A 21,394-nucleotide genomic window follows, 5' to 3' on the forward strand; every position below is an offset into this window, starting at 1 on the left:
GAAGGAGGTGAAAATCATGGTAAAAACACCTTTAGTGGAAATGAATGGAATCGATAAATCTTTCTCTGGTAACCAAGTGTTGAATGGAGTCAACTTTAACGTCCAGAAGGGTGAAGTTCACGCATTAATGGGAGAGAATGGTGCAGGAAAGTCTACGCTGATAAAAGTGTTAACGGGAATTCATAAACGTGATAATGGTGTTATTAAAGTGAATGGTAAAGAAGTGGATTTCTCAAACCCGAAACAGGCAGAGAAGGAAGGGATCCTTGTTATCCACCAGGAGCTTAACATTATCCCACACCTTACCGTTACAGAAAACATGTTTCTTGGTAAAGACATCACTTATCCGAAGACAGGTATTTTAAATACAAAAGAAATGAAAAAACAAACCGAAGCAAGTTTACAAGCATTGGGTGTAACAAACATTCATCCGGATGATACAGCAGGTGATTTGTCAGTTGGTAAACAGCAGATGGTGGAGATTGCACGGGCATTATCAACTAATGCAGAGCTGATTGTGATGGATGAGCCGACCGCTGCTTTGACTGAACGTGAGATTGATAATCTATTTCGAGTTGTCGAATCACTGCAAAATCGTGGCGTTGCAATCATTTATATTTCACACCGGATGGAGGAAATTTTTAAGATTTGTGACAGGGTCACTATATTGCGTGATGGGACGTATATCGGAACGGAGAATATTTCGGATACCAGTTTTGAAGCAATTGTAAAAATGATGGTAGGACGTGAGCTTGGTGAGCGTTTTCCGGAACGTCCAAACGCGGTTGGTGATGTTATTTTTGAAGTAAAGAATCTTGAGCGAAAAGGGTTATTTAGCGATATTAGCTTTCATGTAAATAAGGGTGAAATTCTTGGTGTGTCAGGATTAATGGGAGCAGGCAGAACCGAAATTATGGAAGCTATATTTGGCTACGAAAAGAAAAATAATGGGACTGTCTTTCTGGATGGAAAGAAGCTGGCAATAAAACACCCACGTGATGCTGTGAGGGCTGGAATTGGTTTTATATCAGAGGATCGTAAAGTGAAAGGGTTGGTGATTAATACATCAATTCGCGAAAATATTTCCCTTCCCAACATGAAAGCAGTATCAAAAAATGGAATTGTTTCAGCCAAAAAAGAACGCGATCTTGTGACGGATTTAATAAAACGCCTGCATGTGAAAACGACTGGTGGAGAACAGGAAGTCAAGTCATTAAGTGGCGGTAATCAGCAAAAGATTGTTATCGCGAAATGGCTTGGAATCAATCCGAAGCTGCTTATCTTGGATGAACCAACACGCGGTGTGGACGTAGGAGCGAAAAAAGAAATCTATAACATTATGAATGAACTTACCAAAAATGGTGTTGCAATTATCATGATTTCGTCTGAACTGCCGGAAATTTTAGGTGTAAGCGATCGTATTATGGTTATTCACGAAGGTAAGATCACACAAACCATGGACAGGCATGAAGCCGATCAGGAAAAAATAATGACGGCAGCTACAGGAGGGGAGTCATGATGAAAAAATTATTAGTTACTAATTTTGCAAAGATTGGTCCATTGATTGGGCTTATTCTAATAATGATAATACTTGGGATTATGAGTGAAAATTTCTTCACATTAGATAACATTCTTAATCTGCTTCGCCAAATTTCCGTGAATGCGCTAATCGCGTTTGGGATGACATTTGTTATCCTGACTGCTGGTATTGACTTATCTGTAGGGTCGATGCTTGCATTAGGCAGTGTATTGACAGCCGGGATGTTAACAACCGGAATGGATCCGTTACTAGCTGTATTGGTTGGTTTATTAATCGGGTTGGCATTGGGTGCAATGAATGGGCTTATTATTACGAAAGGCAAAGTGGCTCCGTTTATTGCAACACTTGCAACCATGACCATTTTCCGTGGTGCAACGCTCGTTTATACAGACGGTAAACCAGTTACAGGGCTTTCTGACAGTTTCACATTTGAGATGATTGGTCGAGGGTATGTATTTGGTATTCCATTTCCAGTTATTCTGATGCTTGGCGTATTCCTTATCTTATACTTTGTGCTTCGTAAAACAGTTTTTGGCCGGCAAGTATATGCTGTGGGCGGAAATGAAGAAGCCTCTACATTATCAGGAATTAAAGCGGATCGCGTGAAGATTTGGGTTTACGCGTTAACTGGGATGTTATCGGTATTAGCTGGAATTATTTTAACAAGCCGATTAAATTCAGCACAGCCAACAGCAGGTTCGATGTTTGAACTGGATGCAATTGCTGCAGTTGTTATCGGTGGTACAAGCCTTATGGGTGGACGCGGCCGTATTTTTGGAACATTGGTTGGTGCATTAATTATTGGTGTTATCGATAACGGCTTGAACTTATTGAATGTTTCATCATTCTATCAGCAAATAGTTAAAGGTGGTGTTATATTACTCGCCGTATTACTTGATAGAAGGTCTAAATAATTAAAAAATTTTGGGAGGAATTAAAATGAGTAAATGGATTAAAAGATTAGGACTATTAACATTATTGTTGGTTGTAATTAGTGCATGTTCTACTGAAAAACCTGGTTCATCAGATGAAAATGAAGGTGATTCTTCAGAAGGCAGATCAGATGATTCCATTAAAATTGGACTATCTGTTTCAACATTGAACAACCCTTTCTTCGTATCATTACGTGATGGTGCTGAAGCTGCTGCAGAAGAAGCTGGGTATGAAATCGTAACAGCGGATGCGCAGAATGATGCATCAACACAGTTAAGTGATATTGAAGATTTATTGCAGCAGGATATTGATGTTCTTTTAGTAAACCCAACCGATTCAGAGGCAGTTGTTTCAGCTATTGAATCAGCCAATGACTCAGGTGTTCCGGTTATAACCGTTGACCGTAGTGCTGATGGTGGTGAAGTTGTCACACATATTGCTTCTGATAACGTAGCAGGTGGTGAAATGGCTGGTAAGTTTATTGCTGAGCAGTTAGGTGAAAGCGGTAAACTTGTAGAACTTGAAGGTATCCCGGGTGCATCAGCTACACGTGAGCGTGGTGAAGGCTTCCATAATATTGTAGATGGTATTGATGGCTTGGAGGTTATTGCAAATCAATCAGCAAACTTTGACCGTGCAGAAGGCTTAACGGTAATGGAAAACATTATTCAAAGCAGTGATCAGATTGATGCTGTATTTGCTCACAATGACGAAATGGCACTAGGTGCAGTACAGGCACTTGAATCAAACGGCATGTTGGAAGATGTTGTCGTTGTAGGCTTCGACGCAACCGATGATGCCCGTGCAGCAGTAAAAGAAGGCCGTATGGATGCAACAGTTGCTCAACAGCCAGAATTAATCGGACAAAAAGCCATTGATGCTGCAGGAAAAGTAGCTTCAGGTGAATCAGTGGATGAGTTTATTCCAGTAGAATTACAATTGGTAACAGCAGAATAAATTTTGGAGGAATCAGGTCATCGCTGGGTGGCCTGATTTTTTTTGCAGTCAGAAAGTATAAATGTTTTCTTACTGCCTCAGCCAAGGATTTCGGAATTAAAGGATCAGCTATTACTTGAAGTTTTCTAAAGAACTATCATAAGCCTTCTTTTAAACAAATATATTATAAAGACATGTCCAATTTATTTTAAAAAAGGGGGATGAGGCTGTGCCGAAAAAGTTGTTTAAGGTAGATTTGAACAAGAAAATGGATGAGCAGGATGTTCCTGGTCACAACCGCTGGCATCCGGAAATTCCAGCAGCATTTTCAGTCGATTCTGGGGAGACGTTCAGAATGGAATGTTTAGACTGGACAGATGGGCAAGTAAGTAATAATGATGATTCTTCTGATATACGCGACGTCAACTTGAATCGAGTTCACGTACTAAGTGGACCTGTGTATGTCAACGGTGTTGAGCCCGGTGATTTACTCGTTGTTGATATTCTGGATATTGGTACATTTAGTGCACATGAATGGGGTTTTAATGGTATTTTTGCAAAAGAAAATGGGGGGAGCTTTTTAACCGAACACTATCCAGAAGCTGCAAAATCGATTTGGGACTTTGAAGGGATATATGCAACTTCAAGACATGTACCGAATGTTAAATTTGCAGGAATTATTCATCCTGGTTTGATCGGTGTTGCTCCATCAGAAGAAATGCTTGGCGAATGGAATAAACGGGAGAAAGAATTGGTAGATAAGAATCCGAATCGTGTTCCTCCATTAGCAAATCTTCCAACAAAAGATAGCGCTGTACTTGGTGGGTTGACTGGTGAAGAGTTTGATAAGGTTGCGAAAGAAGGTGCGCGCACGGTGCCACCAAGGGAAAATGGTGGGAACTGTGATATTAAAAACCTATCAAAAGGTTCAAAAGTATACTTCCCAGTGTTCGTTGATGGTGCAAAACTATCTGTTGGTGATTTGCACTTTTCACAGGGGGATGGCGAAATCACATTTTGTGGAGGAATCGAAATACCAGGCTGGATTGATTTACATGTTGATGTTATTAAAGGTGGTATGGAAAAATATCAAATTAAGAGGAATCCAGCATTTCGCCCAGGTCCTGTTATGCCGCATTACAATGAATATCTAGTATTTGAAGGCGTATCTGTTAATGAATTTACCGGAAAGCAAACGTATTTAGATGCAAATGTTGCTTACCGTAACGCATGCTTGAACGCAATTGAGTTTTTAAAGACACATGGTTTCACAGGTGAACAAGCCTATATGTTACTTGGTACAGCACCTGTACAAGGAAATTTGGCAGGGGTAGTAGATATTCCAAATACATGCTGTACACTTGCATTGCCAAAGGATATTTTCAATAAGAATATTTTGCCGAATTAAACGGAGGGGAGCTGGCATGCCGAGTTATTCATTTAGTTGCGAAACATGTGGTCATTTTACATTGTGGAATCAGCACATGGAGGGGAACAAACAGCAGGCGGAATGTCCTGTATGCGGTGGGATTGCAAAACGGGTTTTTAAACCTCCGATAACTTTTAAAATGGATGGCCTAATAAAGAGACGGATTGAGAATGGAATGGAACCTAGAATAGTAAATAAAAATAGTCTGCCTAAAAGCATGAATAGAAGACCAACCGCATCAAGACCCTGGCAAGCAGGAAATTAAATCGTCTGAAAAAATCCATCTTCATGTAGAGGTGGATTTTTTGTTTTGCGTAATGGTGATCAATTGTAAAGTTATAAGCTTACTGAGCGTTGCAACTACAGTTTCCTATTGCACTTTATATTTATCTGAATTAAACTAAAACAAAGAATATTCAGCACATAAGTCATCGAAAAAATCATTTGAGGAGTGGGAATATGAACACAGAAACAAATGTACATGGTGATCTTGGCAAGATGTTGCAGCGGGCAAGACGAAATACGCTTGGAGATTTGTTAGCTCGGACGCGTGACCGAATGCCCGAGAAGTTAGCAATTACGTACGAGGGACAACGGTTGAATTATGCGGAACTGGATAACTTAGTGAACCAAACGGCGCATGCCTTTTTGGCTGACGGAATGAAAAAAGGTGATATGGTGACGGTAATGTCCAAAAATAGTTTGGACTTTGTGATAGCAAACTTTGCTTTAGCCAGAATTGGGGCAGTTATGATTCCGATTAACTATATGCTTTCAACTGAAGATGTGGCATATATTTTGGAACATGCGGAGGTTAGTGCATTTATTGCCTCAGAGGAATATGCACCGGTTTTGAATAAATCTGCTGGAAGGCTGGATATCAGGCAGCGCTATTTGATGGATACCTTAGGAACATATGAAGGAGAACTCTCCTCTTGGGTATCGTTGTCCGATGCACGTGATGGTCGTCCTAATGATATTGTAGATGTTGATATTGATGATGATGATCTCGCTCATGTATTGTATACAAGTGGGACGGAATCACGGCCTAAAGGAGTTATGCTTTCCCATAAGAGCTTAATTAGTGAGTATGTAAGCTCCATTGTAGATGGGAAAATGGCAGCTGAAGATGTGGCGATTCATGCATTACCGTTATATCATAGTGCACAGTTACATGTATTTTTAGGACCGAGTGTTTATGTTGGATCAAGTGGAATAATCCTTGGTGCGGCAAGTCCTGAGGTTATTTTACAAACAATTGAAGAGGAAGGTGCAACACAGCTATTTGCGCCACCAACCGTCTGGATTGCATTACTGCGGCATCCGGATTTTGATAAACGTGATTTATCGACGCTGGAAAAATGCTACTATGGTGCAGCAATTATGCCACGGGAAATTTTAAAAGAGCTTGCCGAGCGTTTACCGAATGCGAAGTTTTGGAACTTTTACGGACAAACTGAGGTGGCGCCACTTGCAACAGCATTGCAGCCAGAAGATCAATTGCGGAAATTAGGATCAGCTGGTGTGGCAACCTTAAATGTACAAACAAAAATCGTTGATGATAATGACAAGGAAGTTGCTCGCGGTGAAACAGGCGAGATTGTTCACCGGACACCACATACGATGAAGGGATATTTACATGATCCGGAAAAAACAGCCGAGGCATTTCGGGGTGGCTGGTTTCACAGTGGAGATTTAGGTGTAATGGACGAGGAAGGCTACATTACGATTGTTGATCGCAAGAAAGATATGATTAATACAGGCGGTGTCAACGTCTCGAGCCGGGAAGTGGAGGAGACTATTTATCAAATGGACGGTGTTTCCGAAGTTGCTATAGTTGGAATCCCTGATGCCTATTGGATTGAAGCTGTAGCGGCAATAATTGTGGCAAAAGAGGGTGCTCATCTTACAAAAGAAGGTGTTGCTGAATTTTGCAGGGAGAGACTTTCAAAATTCAAGGTTCCAAAGTATGTAGATTTCGCTGACGAATTGCCAAAGAACCCAAGTGGAAAGGTACTGAAACGGTCATTACGTGATAAATATGAAAAGCTTGGGGAAAAGTAGTGCTTGGGATGGCCTGACTTTAGGGAGGATTAGCCGGACAAAACTGTCGAATCGATAAAGTTCGATGCGGTATTGATAAATAAACGATAAAGTCTAAATGTGTCCTGGTTTCAGGGCACCTTATTTAAGCATAAAAGCCCTACAATTTGAAACACTATTAAGTGGAGGTGTTTATGTTATGAGTGAAAAAGAGGATAACAGAAGCAAGCGCAGAGTGAATTCAAGTGTTAATCAACAGGGGTTAACCGAAGATGCTGCTGATCAGCGGCCAAAATCGCAGCTCGAACAACGTGCCAAGAAAAAGAACACGAAATAAAGGGTGAGGGTTATCGATAATACATTGAATTATCTGCGTGAGTCATTAGCGAATTATAGTGAAAATGATATGTGTCAAAAGATTGATAAAAAGCTTGAAACGGAAGGTTATAAGAATGAAGGAGAGTTTGTCAGAAACCTGGATGAAGAAGAAATGGCCTATCTGGATTCCGTATTGGAAAGGGAATTAGCCTATGCCAGGAATGTAGAAAACGATATTCGCGTAAAGGAATTAACAGAAGTATATGAGTTATTGTTTTGAAACCGTTTTCAAAATAGGTTAAAATTCCCATTGAATCTGGGTGGGTAATCGTGTAATATATATTTATAAGCTGCAATGTGCGTATTAATTTTAGTTTAACCTCTAACATATGAATAGGGAGTTTTACATTGAAACTCTAATGTCGTGCCTCGATCGTGTGGAAGACAGGAAGGTTTCTGCAAACACCCACTTTGCGAAGTGGTGGTTTAAACTTTTTATGAAAATACGGCAATTGTGGCTGATAACTTTTTAAATGACAGGCCAGTTTCCTAGATGGAGAGCTGGCCTTTTTGATATATTAGAAAGGATAATTACTTGCTTACTGTATAAGTGCAACTAAGGCTTGCACTCCAAAGTATAAGGAACTCTATGATAGCAAAAAACGTTTTCTAAGAGTCCCTTTAACGATTAGCCAAGTTTTCTAACTTTTCTTCAATAAAATATTGTTCTTTAATATTAGTTAAATACTTCGTTTAGTGAATTGGAATTTATTTGAGTATTTGGGAGAATAGCAATACAAACCAATGCGGTTTGGGTCTAGATTGGTTAGTGAGTTACTCATTAGACTAGTCTGGACTTTTTTAATTATTTTTAAGTTTGGCATAAGTAGTAACATCGTATAAAATTGAATAAACTTTGGTACGTGAGGGGGGCTAAAATGAAATTCCGGCAACTATTACAAAATAAGGAAGCAAATGCAAAAATATTTATGATTGGAATATCAGTTTTAGGATTTGGACTAGCTTTAATACATATATTTCAGTTGCAAGGATCCCCAAAAGAACCAATCATTCTACTTTTATTTGCAGTGTTTCTAGCGATTTGTGAATATTACCCTATACCTGTTTGGAAAGGAAATACAGCAATCAATTTCCCAATCATGTTTACACTTTACCTGGTTTTTGGTCTAGGTTATACAGTTATTGTTTTAGCGAGTGTTGTACTTTTGGTGAATCTGATTAGTCGCCGTCCAATTCGTATTGTTTTTTTTAACCCCGCACAACTAATTTTAAGCTTTTACATCGCTGTGAAGTTAACTGAGTTTTTTGATGATATTATTTTTCTTAATTCTTCCTTTATTGATGAATTTATTAAATACGGATTGATTTTACTTCTATTTCATCTAATAAATAATATATTAGTTGATATTGTGTTGTGGTTACGCCCACAAACCTATTCATTGAATTCCTGGAAACAAAAAACGTTATCAGAGGGTACCAGTTTTATTATTTCATTAGGCTATGGCTTTATGTTGTTTTTACTTGGCAGCCAAAATAGAGGCGAAATTGACTTCTTTTCATTCTTCTTCTTTTTTTCACCCCTTGTTGGACTATCACTATTAAGTGCTGTCATCTTTCGCTTAAGAACGGAAAAAAGCAGGTTGAAAGCATTATTTTCAATTACTTCAGAGTTAAATACGATGGTTCCAACAGAAGACTGGCTTGATGGACTAAAGGCAAGTTTTAAGGCCTTCATCGATGTAGATGCAAGTGTATTATGGTTTAAGGAAGGTGATGGTTGGTGCAAAAGGTTTGAGCAAGGGGCGGTGAAAGGCAATATTGACCTTAACAAAGAGGACTTCCGGATAATGGCGAATATGGAAAAACCGGTTCTTTATGACAACCGAAAACATGATATTGGAATTGCATCTACTTGTTTTGATCAAAACCTTAAGTCATTTGTCTACGCTCCACTTATAATTGAAAGGGAAGTCTTTGGTATTCTTATTGTTGCTAGGAGCAGAACAAAAAGCTTTGTGGAAGATGATATAAGCTCGATAACATCTTTTGCCAATCAATTGGCCATTGTTATGAAAACAAGAACACTTATTAAAGAGCAGGAAAAGCGGTTACTTCTTGAAGAAAGAAATCGTATTGCTAGAGAAATCCATGATGGGGTTGCTCAATCACTTGCTGGAGCCATTATGAATTTGGAAACAGCAGAGCGAAAGTTCACAAACAAGCCACAGGAGACGTTATCAATGATATCGGGCAGTATTTTAAAGTTACGCAATAGCTTAAAAGAAGTCCGAGAATCCATTTATGCGTTACGGCCATACCCAACAGAAAAAATAGGCTTAATGTCAGCTATAACAAAGAAGGTAGAAGAGGTTAGCAGTGAATACAAGATGGATATAAATTTTGAAGTCAGGGGTGTAGAAGAACGGTTGAGTTCTATGACTGAAAAGGTACTGTTTGATGTTTTACGAGAATCTATTACAAATTGTATAAAGCATAGTAAAACAGAAAAAATCGATGTTTTACTGAGTTATCAGTCGCAGCAAATATTGTTGCGTATTAAGGACTTTGGTGTTGGATTCTCATTATTTGATGAAATGATTAAAGCTGAAAACACTTCTCATTTTGGTATTTTAAATATGAATGAGTCCATAGAAAAGATTAATGGATCATTGCAAATTAATAGTAAAAAAGGAACTGGAACTGAAATATCGATTATAATACCTAAAATGGACTTAGAAGGGGGAAGAACAGTGTGATAAAAATAATGTTAGTTGATGACCATGCGGTTTTGCGTGACGGATTAAAAAATATAATTGACTTGGAAAGTGATATAAAAGTAGTTGGTGAGGCAATTTCTGAAGAAGATGCGCTACACAAAATTGAACAAATAGATCCGGATATTGTTTTAATGGATATTAATTTGCCAGGCCATAGTGGGATTGAAGTAACTAGAATTATAAAAAAGAATTATCCATCTATAAAAGTTTGTATCTTAACGATGTATAGTCACGATGAGTACTTTATGGCAGCTATTCGTGAAGGTGCGGACGGTTATTTATTGAAGGATTCCCCATCTGAACAAGTAATTCAAGCGATAAAAACAATTGCAAACGGTGAATCTGTAATTCAGCCTTCTATGACGAAAAAATTGCTATCTTTTCACCAACAAAAAAACGAGGCAGAACCCGATAAATCAAATGAACTTAGTGAACGCGAAAAAGAAGTTTTAATGTGTTTACTTGAGGGATTAAGTAATAAAGAGATTGCTACAAAACTTTTTATAAGTGATAAAACTGTTAAAATACACGTAAGTAAAATATTTAAGAAATTTAACGTTAAGAGTAGATCCCAAGTTATTATTCATGCAGTCCAAAATCAACTTGTACCTATATCACACATTCGTAAAGGAGAAGAATAAGAATTATTAAACACCACATATAAAGTATTAAACGGATACTACTTTTGTACTAGCTGTAAATAGTTCGTCTATAGTTGGTTTTATTACCTATGTTTGATAGAAATAAAGTCTTCTCTAATTCATAATTGAATTGAATGAAAATTCTTTTAAAAATTAGGAGGAGATTAAATGAAGAAATTGACTGCTTTAACGTTAGTGTCCGGGCTATTACTTTCACTTTTGTTTTTGGGTTTGACTACAGTAGATGCTACAAAAAAAGTTGCAATTGGCCCACAGCTTGAAAATGCAATTGCTTCAGGTGAGAGTGAATTTGAAGTTATTATTACTTTTTATGGTGATAAAAAACCTACCTCAGACAATCTAAACCTACTAGAACATATTGGCATTAACAAAGGACTATCATTAAAATCTTTGCCAATGGTAGCTACAGTTACTACTAAAGGACAAATTGATGCATTAAAGAAGGAAGACACTGTTCGTTCAGTTTATCTAAATCGTAAACTTGAGTATTTTAACGCAGACTCTACTGCCTTAACAGGCGTCAATAAAGTGCGTACAGATGATCAAATGAGGAAACAGAATGGTGGGTTTCCTGTTACTGGTGATGGAATTGGTGTTGTTGTCAACGATAGTGGTGTGGATGGCACCCACCAGGATATCGAGTTTGGAGATCATTTAGTACAAAATGTAATGGCAAATGCCAATTTAAATAGTTTGGCACCAGAACTACTACCAATTACTTATGCAGAAGGTGTGATTAATACAGACACAAACTCAGGTCATGGAACACATGTGGCAGGGACCGTCGGAGGTACTGGTGAAATGTCTAGCGGAAAGCATGAAGGAGTTGCCCCAGGTGCAGACTTGATTGGTTACGGATCTGGTGCTGGATTATTTATACTAGATGCTATAGGTGGATTTGACTATGCGATTACACATCAAACTGAATATGACATACGAGTCATTACAAATTCATGGGGTTCTTCGGGTGATTTTGATCCAAATGACCCAGTTAATATAGCAAGTAAGAAAGCTTTTGATCGTGGAATAACAGTATTATTTGCTGCTGGGAATTCAGGTCCTGGAGAAAATACGCATAATCCTTATGCTAAAGCTCCTTGGGTCATTTCTGTCGCGGCAGGGGAAAAAGACGGCACTTTAGCAGATTTCTCATCTCGCGGAACTAAAGGTGCAGGCAGCACATTTGAAGTTGATGGGGAATCATGGACATGGAAAGATGAGCCTACTATTACTGCACCGGGTGTTGATATTATTTCAACACGGGTAATTGCACCTGTTTCTTCGTTAGCGGCAGACAAGGATGCAGAGTTAATAGAGCCTGCTTATTTGCCATATTATACAACGATGAGTGGAACTTCTATGGCGACTCCGCACGTAGCGGGAATTGTGGCATTAATGCTAGAAGCAAATCCGGAATTGTCACCGACAGAAGTAAAAAATTATTTACAACAGACAGCTACAAATATGCCAGGTTATGAAGCATGGGAAGTCGGAGCAGGGTATGTAAATGCTTTTGCGGCAGTTGATTTAGCTTTTGATGTAACTAAGGAATATGGAAGTACCGTAAATATGAACCAAACATTTAATAGCAATGTGGAATCAACTACTACCAGAAAAGAATTTGAAGTGGACTATAATCCGGTAACTGCTGTTTCTGACAATCAATATTCTTTTGAAGTGGAAGAAGGAGTAGGAAGCCTAGTGGCACAAGTGAACGGTAAGGGGTTAATGGAAGAAACCGGGAACCCAATTAATTTGGTCCTCATTGCCCCAGATGGTACAGAGTATAGTTCAGGAATCAGTGTTTTATTTACCTTATATTGGGACAGAACCGTATCTGTAAATGCTCCTATGTCTGGAACATGGAAGGCGGAAATTCGTGGGCTTCGTGGTGTTGAAGAGAATTCCGTTGGAACTGCTTTACCTGAAACTGTACAAGGAACGTTAGCCTTTACGGAGGTGAGCGGCTTTTCGGGATTAAATGATATTAATGGCCATCCCGCTGGAGCAGCTATCCAAATGGGTGTTAAAGAAAGGTTACTTGACGGGTATACCAGTGATAAGTTCAAGCCGGATAATGCTTTAACAAGAGATGAGCTAGCACAATATTTAGTGATGGGTGCTGGAATCCGACAATCTAGTTCTGCAACAGATTTATCTCCTTTTGTTTCTGCTGTTCTTCAAAAAGGGGCTACCTTAAAGGATAAGCAACAAATACAGAATGGTGTAATGTTAGCTACTAACGGTGATTTTCAAGCAAAAAATAGTGTAACTAGAGCCAATCTTGCTTACTCACTTGTGCAAAGTTTAGGTCTTCAAGAGAAGGCTAAGGAATTTTCGGGAGATGTGACTGTACAGTATAAGGATGAACGCATTGCCATTGAAGATGCGGAAGATATACCTGATGAATTAAAAGGTTATGTTCAATTGGCGCTGGATTTAAATATTATTAATGCAGACTTCTCAGTTGTTCAGGGTTCATATGACCATGAACCAACTATAACTGCCAGCTTCTCACCAAACCAAGATGTATTACGGGGTGATTTTGCGGTAGCAATGACTCGTTATTATAATGCTTTTTTTAACTAAGCAAAATAATTGAAGGTGTATTTAAGTTTTACTATCTACAATTATATGAGTCACTAAGACCAGCTTTCTTAGAGGGGGCTGGTTTTTTCACATTAATAGTAGTATGTACACGATTACAGATTATGACGCAGGACTTTTGTGTGAATCAACTTGTACTTTCCCAATTTTTTCATGCCATTTGTACGATGTAAGCAATTCTCTTTTAATAGATAATATAATTGGAAGAAAATTCTATTAAAATAGGGAGAGAAGCTCATGAAAAAGTTTATTTATTTTACATTATTATCATTTTTACTTTTCCCACTACTGATTATTGGGCAATCTAAAGCAGATGCTGCAACGAATTCAGTTGCGATTGGACCAATTTTGGAAGAGGAAATTGCAGACGGTATAGGGAGTTTTCAGGTTATTGTTACCTTCGATGGTGGTAAAGAACCTACATCATCCAATTTGAATCTATTAGAAAGAATAGGAATTACAGATGGAATTTCTCTTAAGTCTCTGCCAATGATAGCTGCAATTGCTACTGCAGATCAAGTAGAGGACTTGAAAAATAAGGAAGATGTTCGTTCTGTTTATTTAAATCAAAATCTAGAATATTTCAATGCTGACTCTACGGAATTAACGGGTGTTGATCAAGTTCATTCTGATGAACAAATGACAGTACAGAATGGCGGAATACCTGTCACCGGTGAAGGGGTAGGTGTTGTTGTTAATGATAGTGGAGTTGATGGAACACATCAGGATTTACTGTTTGGTGAAAATTTAGTACAAAACGTTATGGGAAGTTTAAACTTAAGTAATTTGGCACCAGGGTTATTGCCTGCCACTTATCTGGAAAATGTACCAAATACCGATAGTAACTCAGGTCATGGAACTCACGTAGCTGGAACCGTCGGCGGTACTGGGGAAATGTCTGATGGAAAACATGAAGGCGTTGCTCCAGGTGCCGATCTGATTGGCTATGGGTCAGGTGCGGCATTATCTATCTTAGATGCTCTTGGTGGGTTCGATTATGCAATCGAACATCAGGAAGAATATGGAGTTCGTGTAATTACAAATTCCTGGGGATCAACAGGAGATTTCGATCCGAATGATCCAATAAATATCGCTAGTAAGGAAGCGTATGATAGTGGCATTACGGTATTATTCGCAGCTGGAAATGAAGGACCCGCTGAAGATACACATAACCCATATGCAAAAGCACCATGGGTCATTTCTGTTGCAGCGGGTACAAAAGACGGTCAACTAGCAGACTTTTCGTCGCGTGGGACTACTGATGGAGGCGGAACAATTGAGATTGATGGCGAAACATGGACATGGAAAGACCAACCATCGATTACCGCACCGGGAGTTGATATTATTTCTTCAAGAGTTATCGCACCGGTATCATCATTAGCATTGGATAAAGATCTCCAATATATTGAGACGGAATATCTACCATATTACACAACAATGAGCGGAACATCGATGGCTACACCACACGTTGCTGGAATAGTTGCTTTAATGCTTGATGCTAATCAGCAATTGACGCCTGAAGAGGTGAAAGATATCATCCAACAGTCAGCAACACCGATATCAGACTACAAAGCTTGGGAAGTTGGAGCAGGTTATGTAAATGCCTATGATGCAGTTGAGTTGGCGTTTGATGAAAAGTTAATAGAGTAACAATGTGGGATCAGTTACTATTGGAGCTGGTCCTTTTTTGGCAGTTAAGAAACCACCATGGCTGCCAAATGCGCAGCCACCATCTATCGTGAAAATTATTTACCAGAGTTATTTTCATACAAAAGTATAGATAATTTCTTACTGAAATCAGTGCAACGAAGGTAATCGTCATTAGGGCTTGGCGATTACCATTTTTCCTAACGATTCTATACGATAAGTAAAACTTTATAAGGGTGATATCTAAATTGTATTATCTTTAATAAAGGAGGGACGGTATAATACTAGTAAGGAGGGATTACATGTCTTTTATATATGAAAAAATTGATCATATCCAATTAGCAGCTCCTAGGGACGGCGAAAATCAGGCGCGTGAATTTTATCAGAATAAATTAGGCTTTGAAGAGGTTGAAAAGCCAGCACTATTAAAGAAGAATGGTGGTGTTTGGTTCCAGGCAGGGAATGTTCATATACATATTGGAATTGAAGAACCATTTGTTCCAGCTAAAAAAGCGCACCCAGCTTTTCAAGTAAAAAATATAGGAGCAATGAAACAGTATTTGGATGAGAAGGATGTTGCATTTAAAACAGATGAACGGCTTCCTGGAGCAAACCGTTTTTATGTGTTTGATCCATTTGGAAATAGGCTGGAGTTTCTGGAGTGGGAGGACTAGCTTAAATAGACTTAAGAGGGCTTTGAGGAAAATATCCCCAAAGCCTTTTGCTGAACGAACAATTATTATTTCTTTAAGTCGATTTTTATTGGGTCCATTTTAATAGGTTCATCATTTGCGCTTAGCGTACCAAATGGAACCATTATTGAGAAGTCTCTGATATTAAATTCATCAGGATTCTCTATTGTATAAGTTGATTTAAAATGTAATTTTTTCTCGGCTATTATTTTCGCCGTTTTACTCCTAATCCTGTTTTCGAGCATCTTTACCATCTCCAGATCACCATTTTCATCTCTATAGATATTGTCGGACTTAATTAACATAATAAAATTAGCAAAGCCTTGAACAATATCCTTTCTAATAGTATCCGTGTCTATGTTTTGTACATTGTAATCCAATATAAGTTTATCCTTGTTTAGTTCTACTTTATTAACTCTGATACTATAATCAAATCTCTCACTTTCCACCATAAATGGGGTAGTCTGATCGACTGATGTAACGGTGTCTTCTTCGTTTTGTACTATTTCAGGGTAAACAGTTAGGTATTCTGCTTTGTCACTAATCTTGCTGTCAAATAACTCTCGTGTTTCTTTCTCAACTAATTCACCATTCTGTTCGGTTTCTAAGACTGCTGCATGCCTAGTTGATAATTCATTTTTCTCGTTATCCACAACCGTCAATCTTATATCGTCATTTTTACCAGCTAAAGGAAATGAGGCCTTATAATTCAACATTGTTGTTGCTTTCCCTTTTTCAACTGACTCCATTTTAATCGAATAGTCTTTAAATGTACTTTCTACTTGAGTATAAATTGTTTCTGAAGGAATTTGCTGAACCGGTATATTGAATGTCCAATTTCCCTTTACTCCTGCTATGGAGGTGAATGTTAATGGGAGATTATAATCTTCAGGTAACTTAGCATCAGGACTTTCAAACTCCATAGCAGCAACGTAACCATCTTCAGTTTCTTCCAATCCAGTCATAGATGAGGACCATTGTTCCTGTTCATCGCCACCAAACAGGTGGAAACCATATCCAGTTTCAGGTCCTTTATCTCCACCAACATTATCTAAAGATAAACGATCACCTTGAGCCTTAAATGTAATGCCAATAACATTTCCATCATAGTAAGCACTTGTGATTGTAATATCTACATTATTACTTGTTGCATCTTGGTGTAGTTCTGTGACTAAACCGCTTTTTGATAATTGCGATCCAATCTGCATGCTGAAGTTCTCATAGATAGAGCCTAGTAAAGGTACAGATGCTAATACATTTGTAATTGGTGCAAAAACCAAACCGGATGCTAAGAATGTACTGGCAGCAACTGATGCAATAGTTCCGAAAATTTTAGCCTTTGACTTTCTTTTTGGCGTTTTTTCATTTCGTCCCTTTTCTATTCCTTTGTCAATTGCATCGAATATTTCACTCTTTTCAACATTTATTTCATTAATTTCTTTATTGAATTGCTCTTTGAACATTGTTATCCACTCCCCCAATTATCTTTTTTAATTCAATCTTTGCCCGGCGCAGATAAGTCTTAATGGTGTTTTCTGGTTTTTCCAGTATTTCCGATATTTGATATATATTGAGATCATGATAATAAAATAGGATGATTACTGTTTGATAGTCCTTATTCAATCTGGTTACTGCGTTTAATGTGTCCAGTTTGTCCTCAATATTTGTACTGGGTTCGGCCGGCATATTATCAATAATATTTTCATCTAATACAACTTTTTTTCGCTTTCTTATTATGTCGTATGCTGTACGAATTAATATTTTAGTTAGCCATGTGTGAAAATACTGGGGTTGTTTTACCTGTTTTATAGATACAAAAGCTTTATAAATCGTCTCTTGCAGAACATCTAATGCATCTTCTTTGTTTCGTACATAAAGAAAAGCCGTTTTGTACAATTTCTCACTTTCATTTTTTACTAGGGTTTCAAATGCTTGTCCGTCCCCATTTATTGCTTTGTCAACAAGGTCCAAGTTTTCCAAGTTGTAACCTCCTTTCACACGTTAGAGCAATTAGCGTTAAAAAAAGTTTCAAAAATATGTTGTCGCAAGTTTAATAGCCCCTCAATATGGAATTTTTCTACAATATAATCTATAATTTGTATATCAAGGAGGGGTGCTATGAAGTCAGAAAGTCGATTTATGAATTTTATTGGTGGACGGGATCTTTTTTTCGGATTAATTCTGCTGATTCTGATAGGTATTGCAATATTAATTTATACCAAAGTTTCATTCATTTTTAATCCAATACTTATCGTTTTCTCAACTGTTTTACCGCCAGTTATATTAGCCTTTATAGCTTACTATTTGTTAAATCCAATTGTAAATCTCCTGCAGCGTTTACATATTAAGCGAATTTGGGGAATTGTCATTATTATTCTTGGTATTAGTGGGTTCCTTACTGGTGTGATTTTACTTACGGCACCGGCTATTGAAACTCAGGTTAAAGATTTGGCTACTAATTTTCCAAAATACTTACAGCAAATGGGAGAAGGAATTAAGTCATGGGTTCAAAATTCATTTTTGGCACCTTATTATGATCAGGGATACAACTGGCTTACATCCAACCTCAGTAATCTGACTAGCAGAATTGGAGAGTATATTGGCGGCGCTCTAGAAAGTGTCCAGAATGTTGCTAGTACGCTTACTAGTGTAGTTGTTTCTATTATTACATTTCCTTTCATCCTATTTTTCCTGTTAAAGGATGGGGACCGATTTAAGGAGTTCTGTGTAAAAATTTTGCCGCCAAGATATAGAGACGACGCAAATCAAATCCTTAAAAATATGGACGTTCAGGTGGGATCTTACATTCAAGGTCAGATCATTGTAGCTTCATGTATCGGTATTCTTTTATATATTGGTTACTTGATCATTGGGCTGGATTATGCGATAACGCTTGCGGTTATTGCAGGAATAACGAGTGTAGTCCCATATCTTGGGCCGATGATAGCTATATCGCCGGCAATCATCATTGCGCTGGTTGCTTCGCCATTTATGTTTTTTAAATTAGCTATTGTTTGGGCCGCAGTTCAATTTCTGGAAGGGAATTTCATATCACCTAATGTTATGGGAAAAACAATGAGTGTTCATCCACTCACAATTATTATCGTGTTATTAGTTGCAGGGAACCTGTTTGGAGTCGTTGGTGTGATTCTTGGTATTCCGGGCTATGCAATATTGAAAGTAATCGTTCAGTATTTGTATACTAAATTTAAGCAACGGTATAACCGGTATTATGGTGAAGAATATGGCACCTATGAGCATGAATAAATTTTACGGGAAGTACCTGAATTAATTGGGTGCTTCTTTTTTATTTTGTATTATTCTATATATGTAACGCGACAACCCGGGAACTCGAGCGACAGAGGTCTCAACTCGAGCGACAACCCGGAAACTCGAGCGACAGAGGCCTCAACTCGCGCGACAACCCGGAAACTCGAGAGACAGGGGCCTCAACTCGCGCGACAACCCGGAAACTCGAGCGACAGGGACCGCAACTCGATCGACAACAGCTGTAACTCGCGCGACAGCAGTCTCAACTCGAGCGACAACCCGGGAACTCGCGCGACAGAAGCCTCAACTCGAGAGACAACCCGGAAACTCGATCGACAGCAGCCGCAACTCGCGCGACAAATCGGAAACTCGCGCGACAACAGCACCTAAATTTCCACCTTAACCATATCCCATCTCATCGACCAATTTTTCTTCATAACTCGATGCTTATAAATTTTAAGAAGTTCAGCAGATTCCGCAAAATATGGTGTCGGGCGAACTACCATGTTGAGCACATCATCTACGCCATGGGGTGCTGTCAAAATCAGATCACCATCCTGATTTAGTTTCACTCCCAAAGCGGTTGCTGTTTCTGGGAACTTTGCTATGGCATCTTCTGTACTGCTATAAGGATCCATGTTATTACGCACATGCATACGTGCTTCGTTCTTAACGGACCAAGGGACGTCAGGTAATAGCTCGTGCAATACTTCTTCTAATCGTTTTTCCTCTGTCTCATCAATAGTGCCCTCATCAAAGTACACGACATCAATATCAGGGACAACAGTGCGTTCATCGAATCCATGCAGGGCATCCCAAATTTTTGATCGTACAAATCCTGCACAGATCCACCAATCCGGCAGCTGTAATTCTTGCGTTGCCTTTACGATATCCATCATCCATTTGTCAGCTTGGATAGCCTGGATAATATCCTCTGTACTTTTCATTATCATCATACTTCCACTTAGAATTTTTTATTTACATTATACAACATTATTGACCTTGCTTGTTATTTTCCATATAATTCAATACGTGTACAAAAACAGCAGCTGAGAAGGAGAGGTGTTGTATGGGAAATAATGAGCAAGAAAATGTACAACAGTTAAATAAGTTTCCGATTGTTGCTGTACTGCTATCAGGTGCTTTTTTGGCGATTTTAAATCAAACGTTACTGGCTACGGCTATTCCGCCGATTATGGCCGATTTTAATTTAACTGAAAGCACTGCACAGTGGTTAACGACTATTTTTATGCTGGTGAATGGGATTATGATTCCTATCACAGCTTTTTTAATAGAGACATTTACGGCCAGAAAATTATTACTTACGGCAATGTCTACTTTTGCGGTGGGAACGCTGATTTGTGGTATTGCACCAAATTTCTTTGTTTTAATGGTCGGAAGGGTTGTTCAGGCGTCTGGCGCAGGGATAATGCTGCCATTAATGATGACTATATTTCTATTAATTTTTCCAATCGAAAAACGAGGTACTGCTATGGGGACGGTCGGTTTGGTAATATCGTTTGCCCCAGCTATCGGTCCAACGCTTTCCGGATGGGTTGTAGAGAATTACCCTTGGCGTGTGATGTTTTTCATTATTTTACCATTAGCGCTTATTGATATTATTGTTGCTTATTTTGTTATGAAAAATGTGACCACACAGACATATCCAAAGGTTGATATTCTTTCCATCATTTTATCAACGCTCGGATTTGGCGGGTTGTTGTATGGATTCAGCAGTGCTGGTAATTATGGTTGGTCTGATCAGGTCGTACTTACATCCCTTGCTATTGGAGCGGTTACGCTGACAGGATTTATTCTGCGGCAGTTTAAACTTGTTCAACCTATTCTGGAATTTCGTGTATTGAAATATCCGAGGTTCACAATTGCAACCGCCATAGGTATGATCGTATTTATGGCACTGATTGGTGCTGAAACAATCCTGCCGATTTATATGCAAAATATGGCTGGGTTTACGCCGCTTGAATCCGGAATGATGATAATGCCTGGTGCATTAGTGATGGGTTTTATGTCCCCGATAACGGGTCGGATTTTTGACAGAGTGGGTGCCAGATGGCTGGTGATTATTGGATTATCTATTCTTACAATCACCACATTCATGTTTACGAATCTATCGACGGAGACGTCATTGACTTATCTCACTGTCGTGTTTGCGATTCGCATGTTTGGTATTTCCATGGTGATGATGCCCGTTACTACTGCTGGTCTTAACCAATTACCAACCCGATTAATACCGCATGGTACGGCGATGAATAATACAATGCGACAGGTTGCAGCATCGATTGGTACCGCCATTCTCGTTACAGTGATGACAGCTGCTGCAGTGGATATGAGTGCGGATGCTGACCCAAGTGAAATGATCCATGGTGTTAATGTGGCCTTCTACGTTGCGACAGGGTTGTCATTGGGAGGGCTGGTACTGGCATTCTTTATCAAACGATCGACACCAGCTGAAGACCGTGCTGCAATGGAACTTGCTGAAGAAAATGAAAAATAAAAAA

Annotated in this window: 19 protein-coding genes and 1 other RNA gene; 17 read left to right on the forward strand and 3 right to left on the reverse strand. The window is 38.7% G+C overall.

Features of this window, described 5'->3' with window-relative positions:
- Nucleotides 1-16: 16 nt before the first annotated feature.
- From ACTWQM_RS05260 to ACTWQM_RS05330, 15 genes are all read left to right on the forward strand, one after another.
- Entirely contained in the window at nucleotides 17-1,519 is a 1,503-nt protein-coding gene (locus ACTWQM_RS05260; RefSeq protein ID WP_443257139.1) for a sugar ABC transporter ATP-binding protein, read from the forward strand.
- Nucleotides 1,519-2,454 carry an ABC transporter permease subunit gene (locus ACTWQM_RS05265; protein WP_443257140.1) on the forward strand — a complete coding sequence of 312 codons (936 nt, stop codon included), beginning with the start codon at nucleotides 1,519-1,521 and terminating at the stop codon, nucleotides 2,452-2,454. The genes ACTWQM_RS05260 and ACTWQM_RS05265 overlap by 1 nt, the downstream gene beginning before the upstream one ends.
- Nucleotides 2,455-2,479: 25 nt before the next feature.
- Nucleotides 2,480-3,430, forward strand: a complete 951-nt coding sequence (rbsB, locus tag ACTWQM_RS05270) for a ribose ABC transporter substrate-binding protein RbsB (RefSeq protein WP_443257141.1) — start codon at nucleotides 2,480-2,482, stop codon at nucleotides 3,428-3,430.
- Nucleotides 3,431-3,638: 208 nt separating this feature from the next.
- On the forward strand, nucleotides 3,639-4,817 hold the full coding sequence (gene fmdA / locus ACTWQM_RS05275) for a formamidase (RefSeq protein ID WP_443257142.1): 1,179 nt from the start codon (nucleotides 3,639-3,641) through the stop codon (nucleotides 4,815-4,817).
- Between the two features lie 16 nt (nucleotides 4,818-4,833).
- Nucleotides 4,834-5,103: an FmdB family zinc ribbon protein gene (locus tag ACTWQM_RS05280; RefSeq protein ID WP_443257143.1), complete on the forward strand. Its 270-nt coding sequence runs from the start codon at nucleotides 4,834-4,836 to the stop codon at nucleotides 5,101-5,103.
- 194 nt (nucleotides 5,104-5,297) lie between these two features.
- Nucleotides 5,298-6,902: a fatty acyl-CoA synthetase gene (locus ACTWQM_RS05285; protein ID WP_443257144.1), complete on the forward strand. Its 1,605-nt coding sequence runs from the start codon at nucleotides 5,298-5,300 to the stop codon at nucleotides 6,900-6,902.
- Nucleotides 6,903-7,080: 178 nt separating this feature from the next.
- Nucleotides 7,081-7,218, forward strand: coding sequence for a small, acid-soluble spore protein L (gene sspL / locus ACTWQM_RS05290; RefSeq protein ID WP_375050941.1), 138 nt, complete (start codon nucleotides 7,081-7,083; stop codon nucleotides 7,216-7,218).
- A 24-nt stretch (nucleotides 7,219-7,242) separates the two neighbouring features.
- Entirely contained in the window at nucleotides 7,243-7,479 is a 237-nt protein-coding gene (locus ACTWQM_RS05295) for a sporulation protein (protein WP_443257145.1), read from the forward strand.
- 64 nt (nucleotides 7,480-7,543) lie between these two features.
- Nucleotides 7,544-7,724, forward strand: a non-coding RNA gene (gene ssrS, locus ACTWQM_RS05300) — 6S RNA.
- A 413-nt stretch (nucleotides 7,725-8,137) separates the two neighbouring features.
- Nucleotides 8,138-9,976, forward strand: coding sequence for a GAF domain-containing sensor histidine kinase (locus tag ACTWQM_RS05305; protein WP_443257146.1), 1,839 nt, complete (start codon nucleotides 8,138-8,140; stop codon nucleotides 9,974-9,976).
- Nucleotides 9,973-10,638: a response regulator gene (locus ACTWQM_RS05310; protein WP_443257147.1), complete on the forward strand. Its 666-nt coding sequence runs from the start codon at nucleotides 9,973-9,975 to the stop codon at nucleotides 10,636-10,638. The genes ACTWQM_RS05305 and ACTWQM_RS05310 overlap by 4 nt, the downstream gene beginning before the upstream one ends.
- A 168-nt stretch (nucleotides 10,639-10,806) precedes the next feature.
- Nucleotides 10,807-13,248, forward strand: coding sequence for a S8 family serine peptidase (locus ACTWQM_RS05315; protein WP_443257148.1), 2,442 nt, complete (start codon nucleotides 10,807-10,809; stop codon nucleotides 13,246-13,248).
- A 255-nt stretch (nucleotides 13,249-13,503) separates the two neighbouring features.
- The gene (locus ACTWQM_RS05320; protein WP_443257149.1) at nucleotides 13,504-14,916 is read left to right on the forward strand and encodes a S8 family serine peptidase; all 1,413 of its coding nucleotides are present in this window, start codon (nucleotides 13,504-13,506) and stop codon (nucleotides 14,914-14,916) included.
- A 4-nt stretch (nucleotides 14,917-14,920) separates the two neighbouring features.
- The gene (locus ACTWQM_RS05325; protein WP_443257150.1) at nucleotides 14,921-15,046 is read left to right on the forward strand and encodes a hypothetical protein; all 126 of its coding nucleotides are present in this window, start codon (nucleotides 14,921-14,923) and stop codon (nucleotides 15,044-15,046) included.
- A 169-nt stretch (nucleotides 15,047-15,215) separates the two neighbouring features.
- Nucleotides 15,216-15,587 (forward strand): VOC family protein, encoded by a 372-nt coding sequence (locus tag ACTWQM_RS05330; RefSeq protein ID WP_443257151.1) that lies wholly within the window; start codon nucleotides 15,216-15,218, stop codon nucleotides 15,585-15,587.
- Between the two features lie 65 nt (nucleotides 15,588-15,652).
- On the opposite strand, the gene ACTWQM_RS05335 is transcribed toward ACTWQM_RS05330, so the two are convergent.
- On the reverse strand, nucleotides 15,653-17,068 hold the full coding sequence (locus tag ACTWQM_RS05335) for a DUF4179 domain-containing protein (RefSeq protein ID WP_443257152.1): 1,416 nt from the start codon (nucleotides 17,066-17,068) through the stop codon (nucleotides 15,653-15,655).
- Nucleotides 17,046-17,585, reverse strand: a complete 540-nt coding sequence (locus ACTWQM_RS05340) for a sigma-70 family RNA polymerase sigma factor (protein WP_443257153.1) — start codon at nucleotides 17,583-17,585, stop codon at nucleotides 17,046-17,048. Before ACTWQM_RS05340 ends, ACTWQM_RS05335 begins: the two co-directional genes overlap by 23 nt.
- Nucleotides 17,586-17,723: 138 nt before the next feature.
- On the opposite strand from ACTWQM_RS05340, the gene ACTWQM_RS05345 reads away from it, so the two are divergent.
- The gene (locus ACTWQM_RS05345) at nucleotides 17,724-18,872 is read left to right on the forward strand and encodes an AI-2E family transporter (RefSeq protein ID WP_443257154.1); all 1,149 of its coding nucleotides are present in this window, start codon (nucleotides 17,724-17,726) and stop codon (nucleotides 18,870-18,872) included.
- A 389-nt stretch (nucleotides 18,873-19,261) separates the two neighbouring features.
- Here the strand turns inward: ACTWQM_RS05345 and ACTWQM_RS05350 are convergent, their stop codons facing one another.
- On the reverse strand, nucleotides 19,262-19,828 hold the full coding sequence (locus ACTWQM_RS05350; protein ID WP_443257155.1) for a nucleotidyltransferase family protein: 567 nt from the start codon (nucleotides 19,826-19,828) through the stop codon (nucleotides 19,262-19,264).
- A gap of 116 nt (nucleotides 19,829-19,944) precedes the next feature.
- Between ACTWQM_RS05350 and ACTWQM_RS05355 the strand changes: the two genes are divergently transcribed.
- Nucleotides 19,945-21,390 (forward strand): MDR family MFS transporter, encoded by a 1,446-nt coding sequence (locus ACTWQM_RS05355; protein WP_443257156.1) that lies wholly within the window; start codon nucleotides 19,945-19,947, stop codon nucleotides 21,388-21,390.
- Nucleotides 21,391-21,394 lie beyond the last annotated feature (4 nt).

The sequence above is a fragment of the Virgibacillus sp. L01 genome (assembly GCF_052246775.1).
Taxonomy (GTDB): Bacteria; Bacillota; Bacilli; order Bacillales; family Amphibacillaceae; genus Lentibacillus.

Excerpts from the sequence above, each read along its gene's own strand:
- ACTWQM_RS05350 (WP_443257155.1), bottom strand. The coding sequence starts at position 19,828 with ATGATAATGAAAAGTACAGAGGATATTATCCAGGCTATCCAAGCTGAC.
- ACTWQM_RS05285 (WP_443257144.1), top strand. The coding sequence starts at position 5,298 with ATGAACACAGAAACAAATGTACATGGTGATCTTGGCAAGATGTTGCAG.
- rbsB (WP_443257141.1), top strand. The coding sequence starts at position 2,480 with ATGAGTAAATGGATTAAAAGATTAGGACTATTAACATTATTGTTGGTT.
- sspL (WP_375050941.1), top strand. The coding sequence starts at position 7,081 with ATGAGTGAAAAAGAGGATAACAGAAGCAAGCGCAGAGTGAATTCAAGT.
- ACTWQM_RS05265 (WP_443257140.1), top strand. The coding sequence starts at position 1,519 with ATGAAAAAATTATTAGTTACTAATTTTGCAAAGATTGGTCCATTGATT.
- ACTWQM_RS05320 (WP_443257149.1), top strand. The coding sequence starts at position 13,504 with ATGAAAAAGTTTATTTATTTTACATTATTATCATTTTTACTTTTCCCA.
- ACTWQM_RS05330 (WP_443257151.1), top strand. The coding sequence starts at position 15,216 with ATGTCTTTTATATATGAAAAAATTGATCATATCCAATTAGCAGCTCCT.
- ACTWQM_RS05260 (WP_443257139.1), top strand. The coding sequence starts at position 17 with ATGGTAAAAACACCTTTAGTGGAAATGAATGGAATCGATAAATCTTTC.
- ACTWQM_RS05280 (WP_443257143.1), top strand. The coding sequence starts at position 4,834 with ATGCCGAGTTATTCATTTAGTTGCGAAACATGTGGTCATTTTACATTG.
- ACTWQM_RS05355 (WP_443257156.1), top strand. The coding sequence starts at position 19,945 with ATGGGAAATAATGAGCAAGAAAATGTACAACAGTTAAATAAGTTTCCG.
- ACTWQM_RS05305 (WP_443257146.1), top strand. The coding sequence starts at position 8,138 with ATGAAATTCCGGCAACTATTACAAAATAAGGAAGCAAATGCAAAAATA.
- ACTWQM_RS05335 (WP_443257152.1), bottom strand. The coding sequence starts at position 17,068 with ATGTTCAAAGAGCAATTCAATAAAGAAATTAATGAAATAAATGTTGAA.
- ACTWQM_RS05345 (WP_443257154.1), top strand. The coding sequence starts at position 17,724 with ATGAAGTCAGAAAGTCGATTTATGAATTTTATTGGTGGACGGGATCTT.
- ACTWQM_RS05315 (WP_443257148.1), top strand. The coding sequence starts at position 10,807 with ATGAAGAAATTGACTGCTTTAACGTTAGTGTCCGGGCTATTACTTTCA.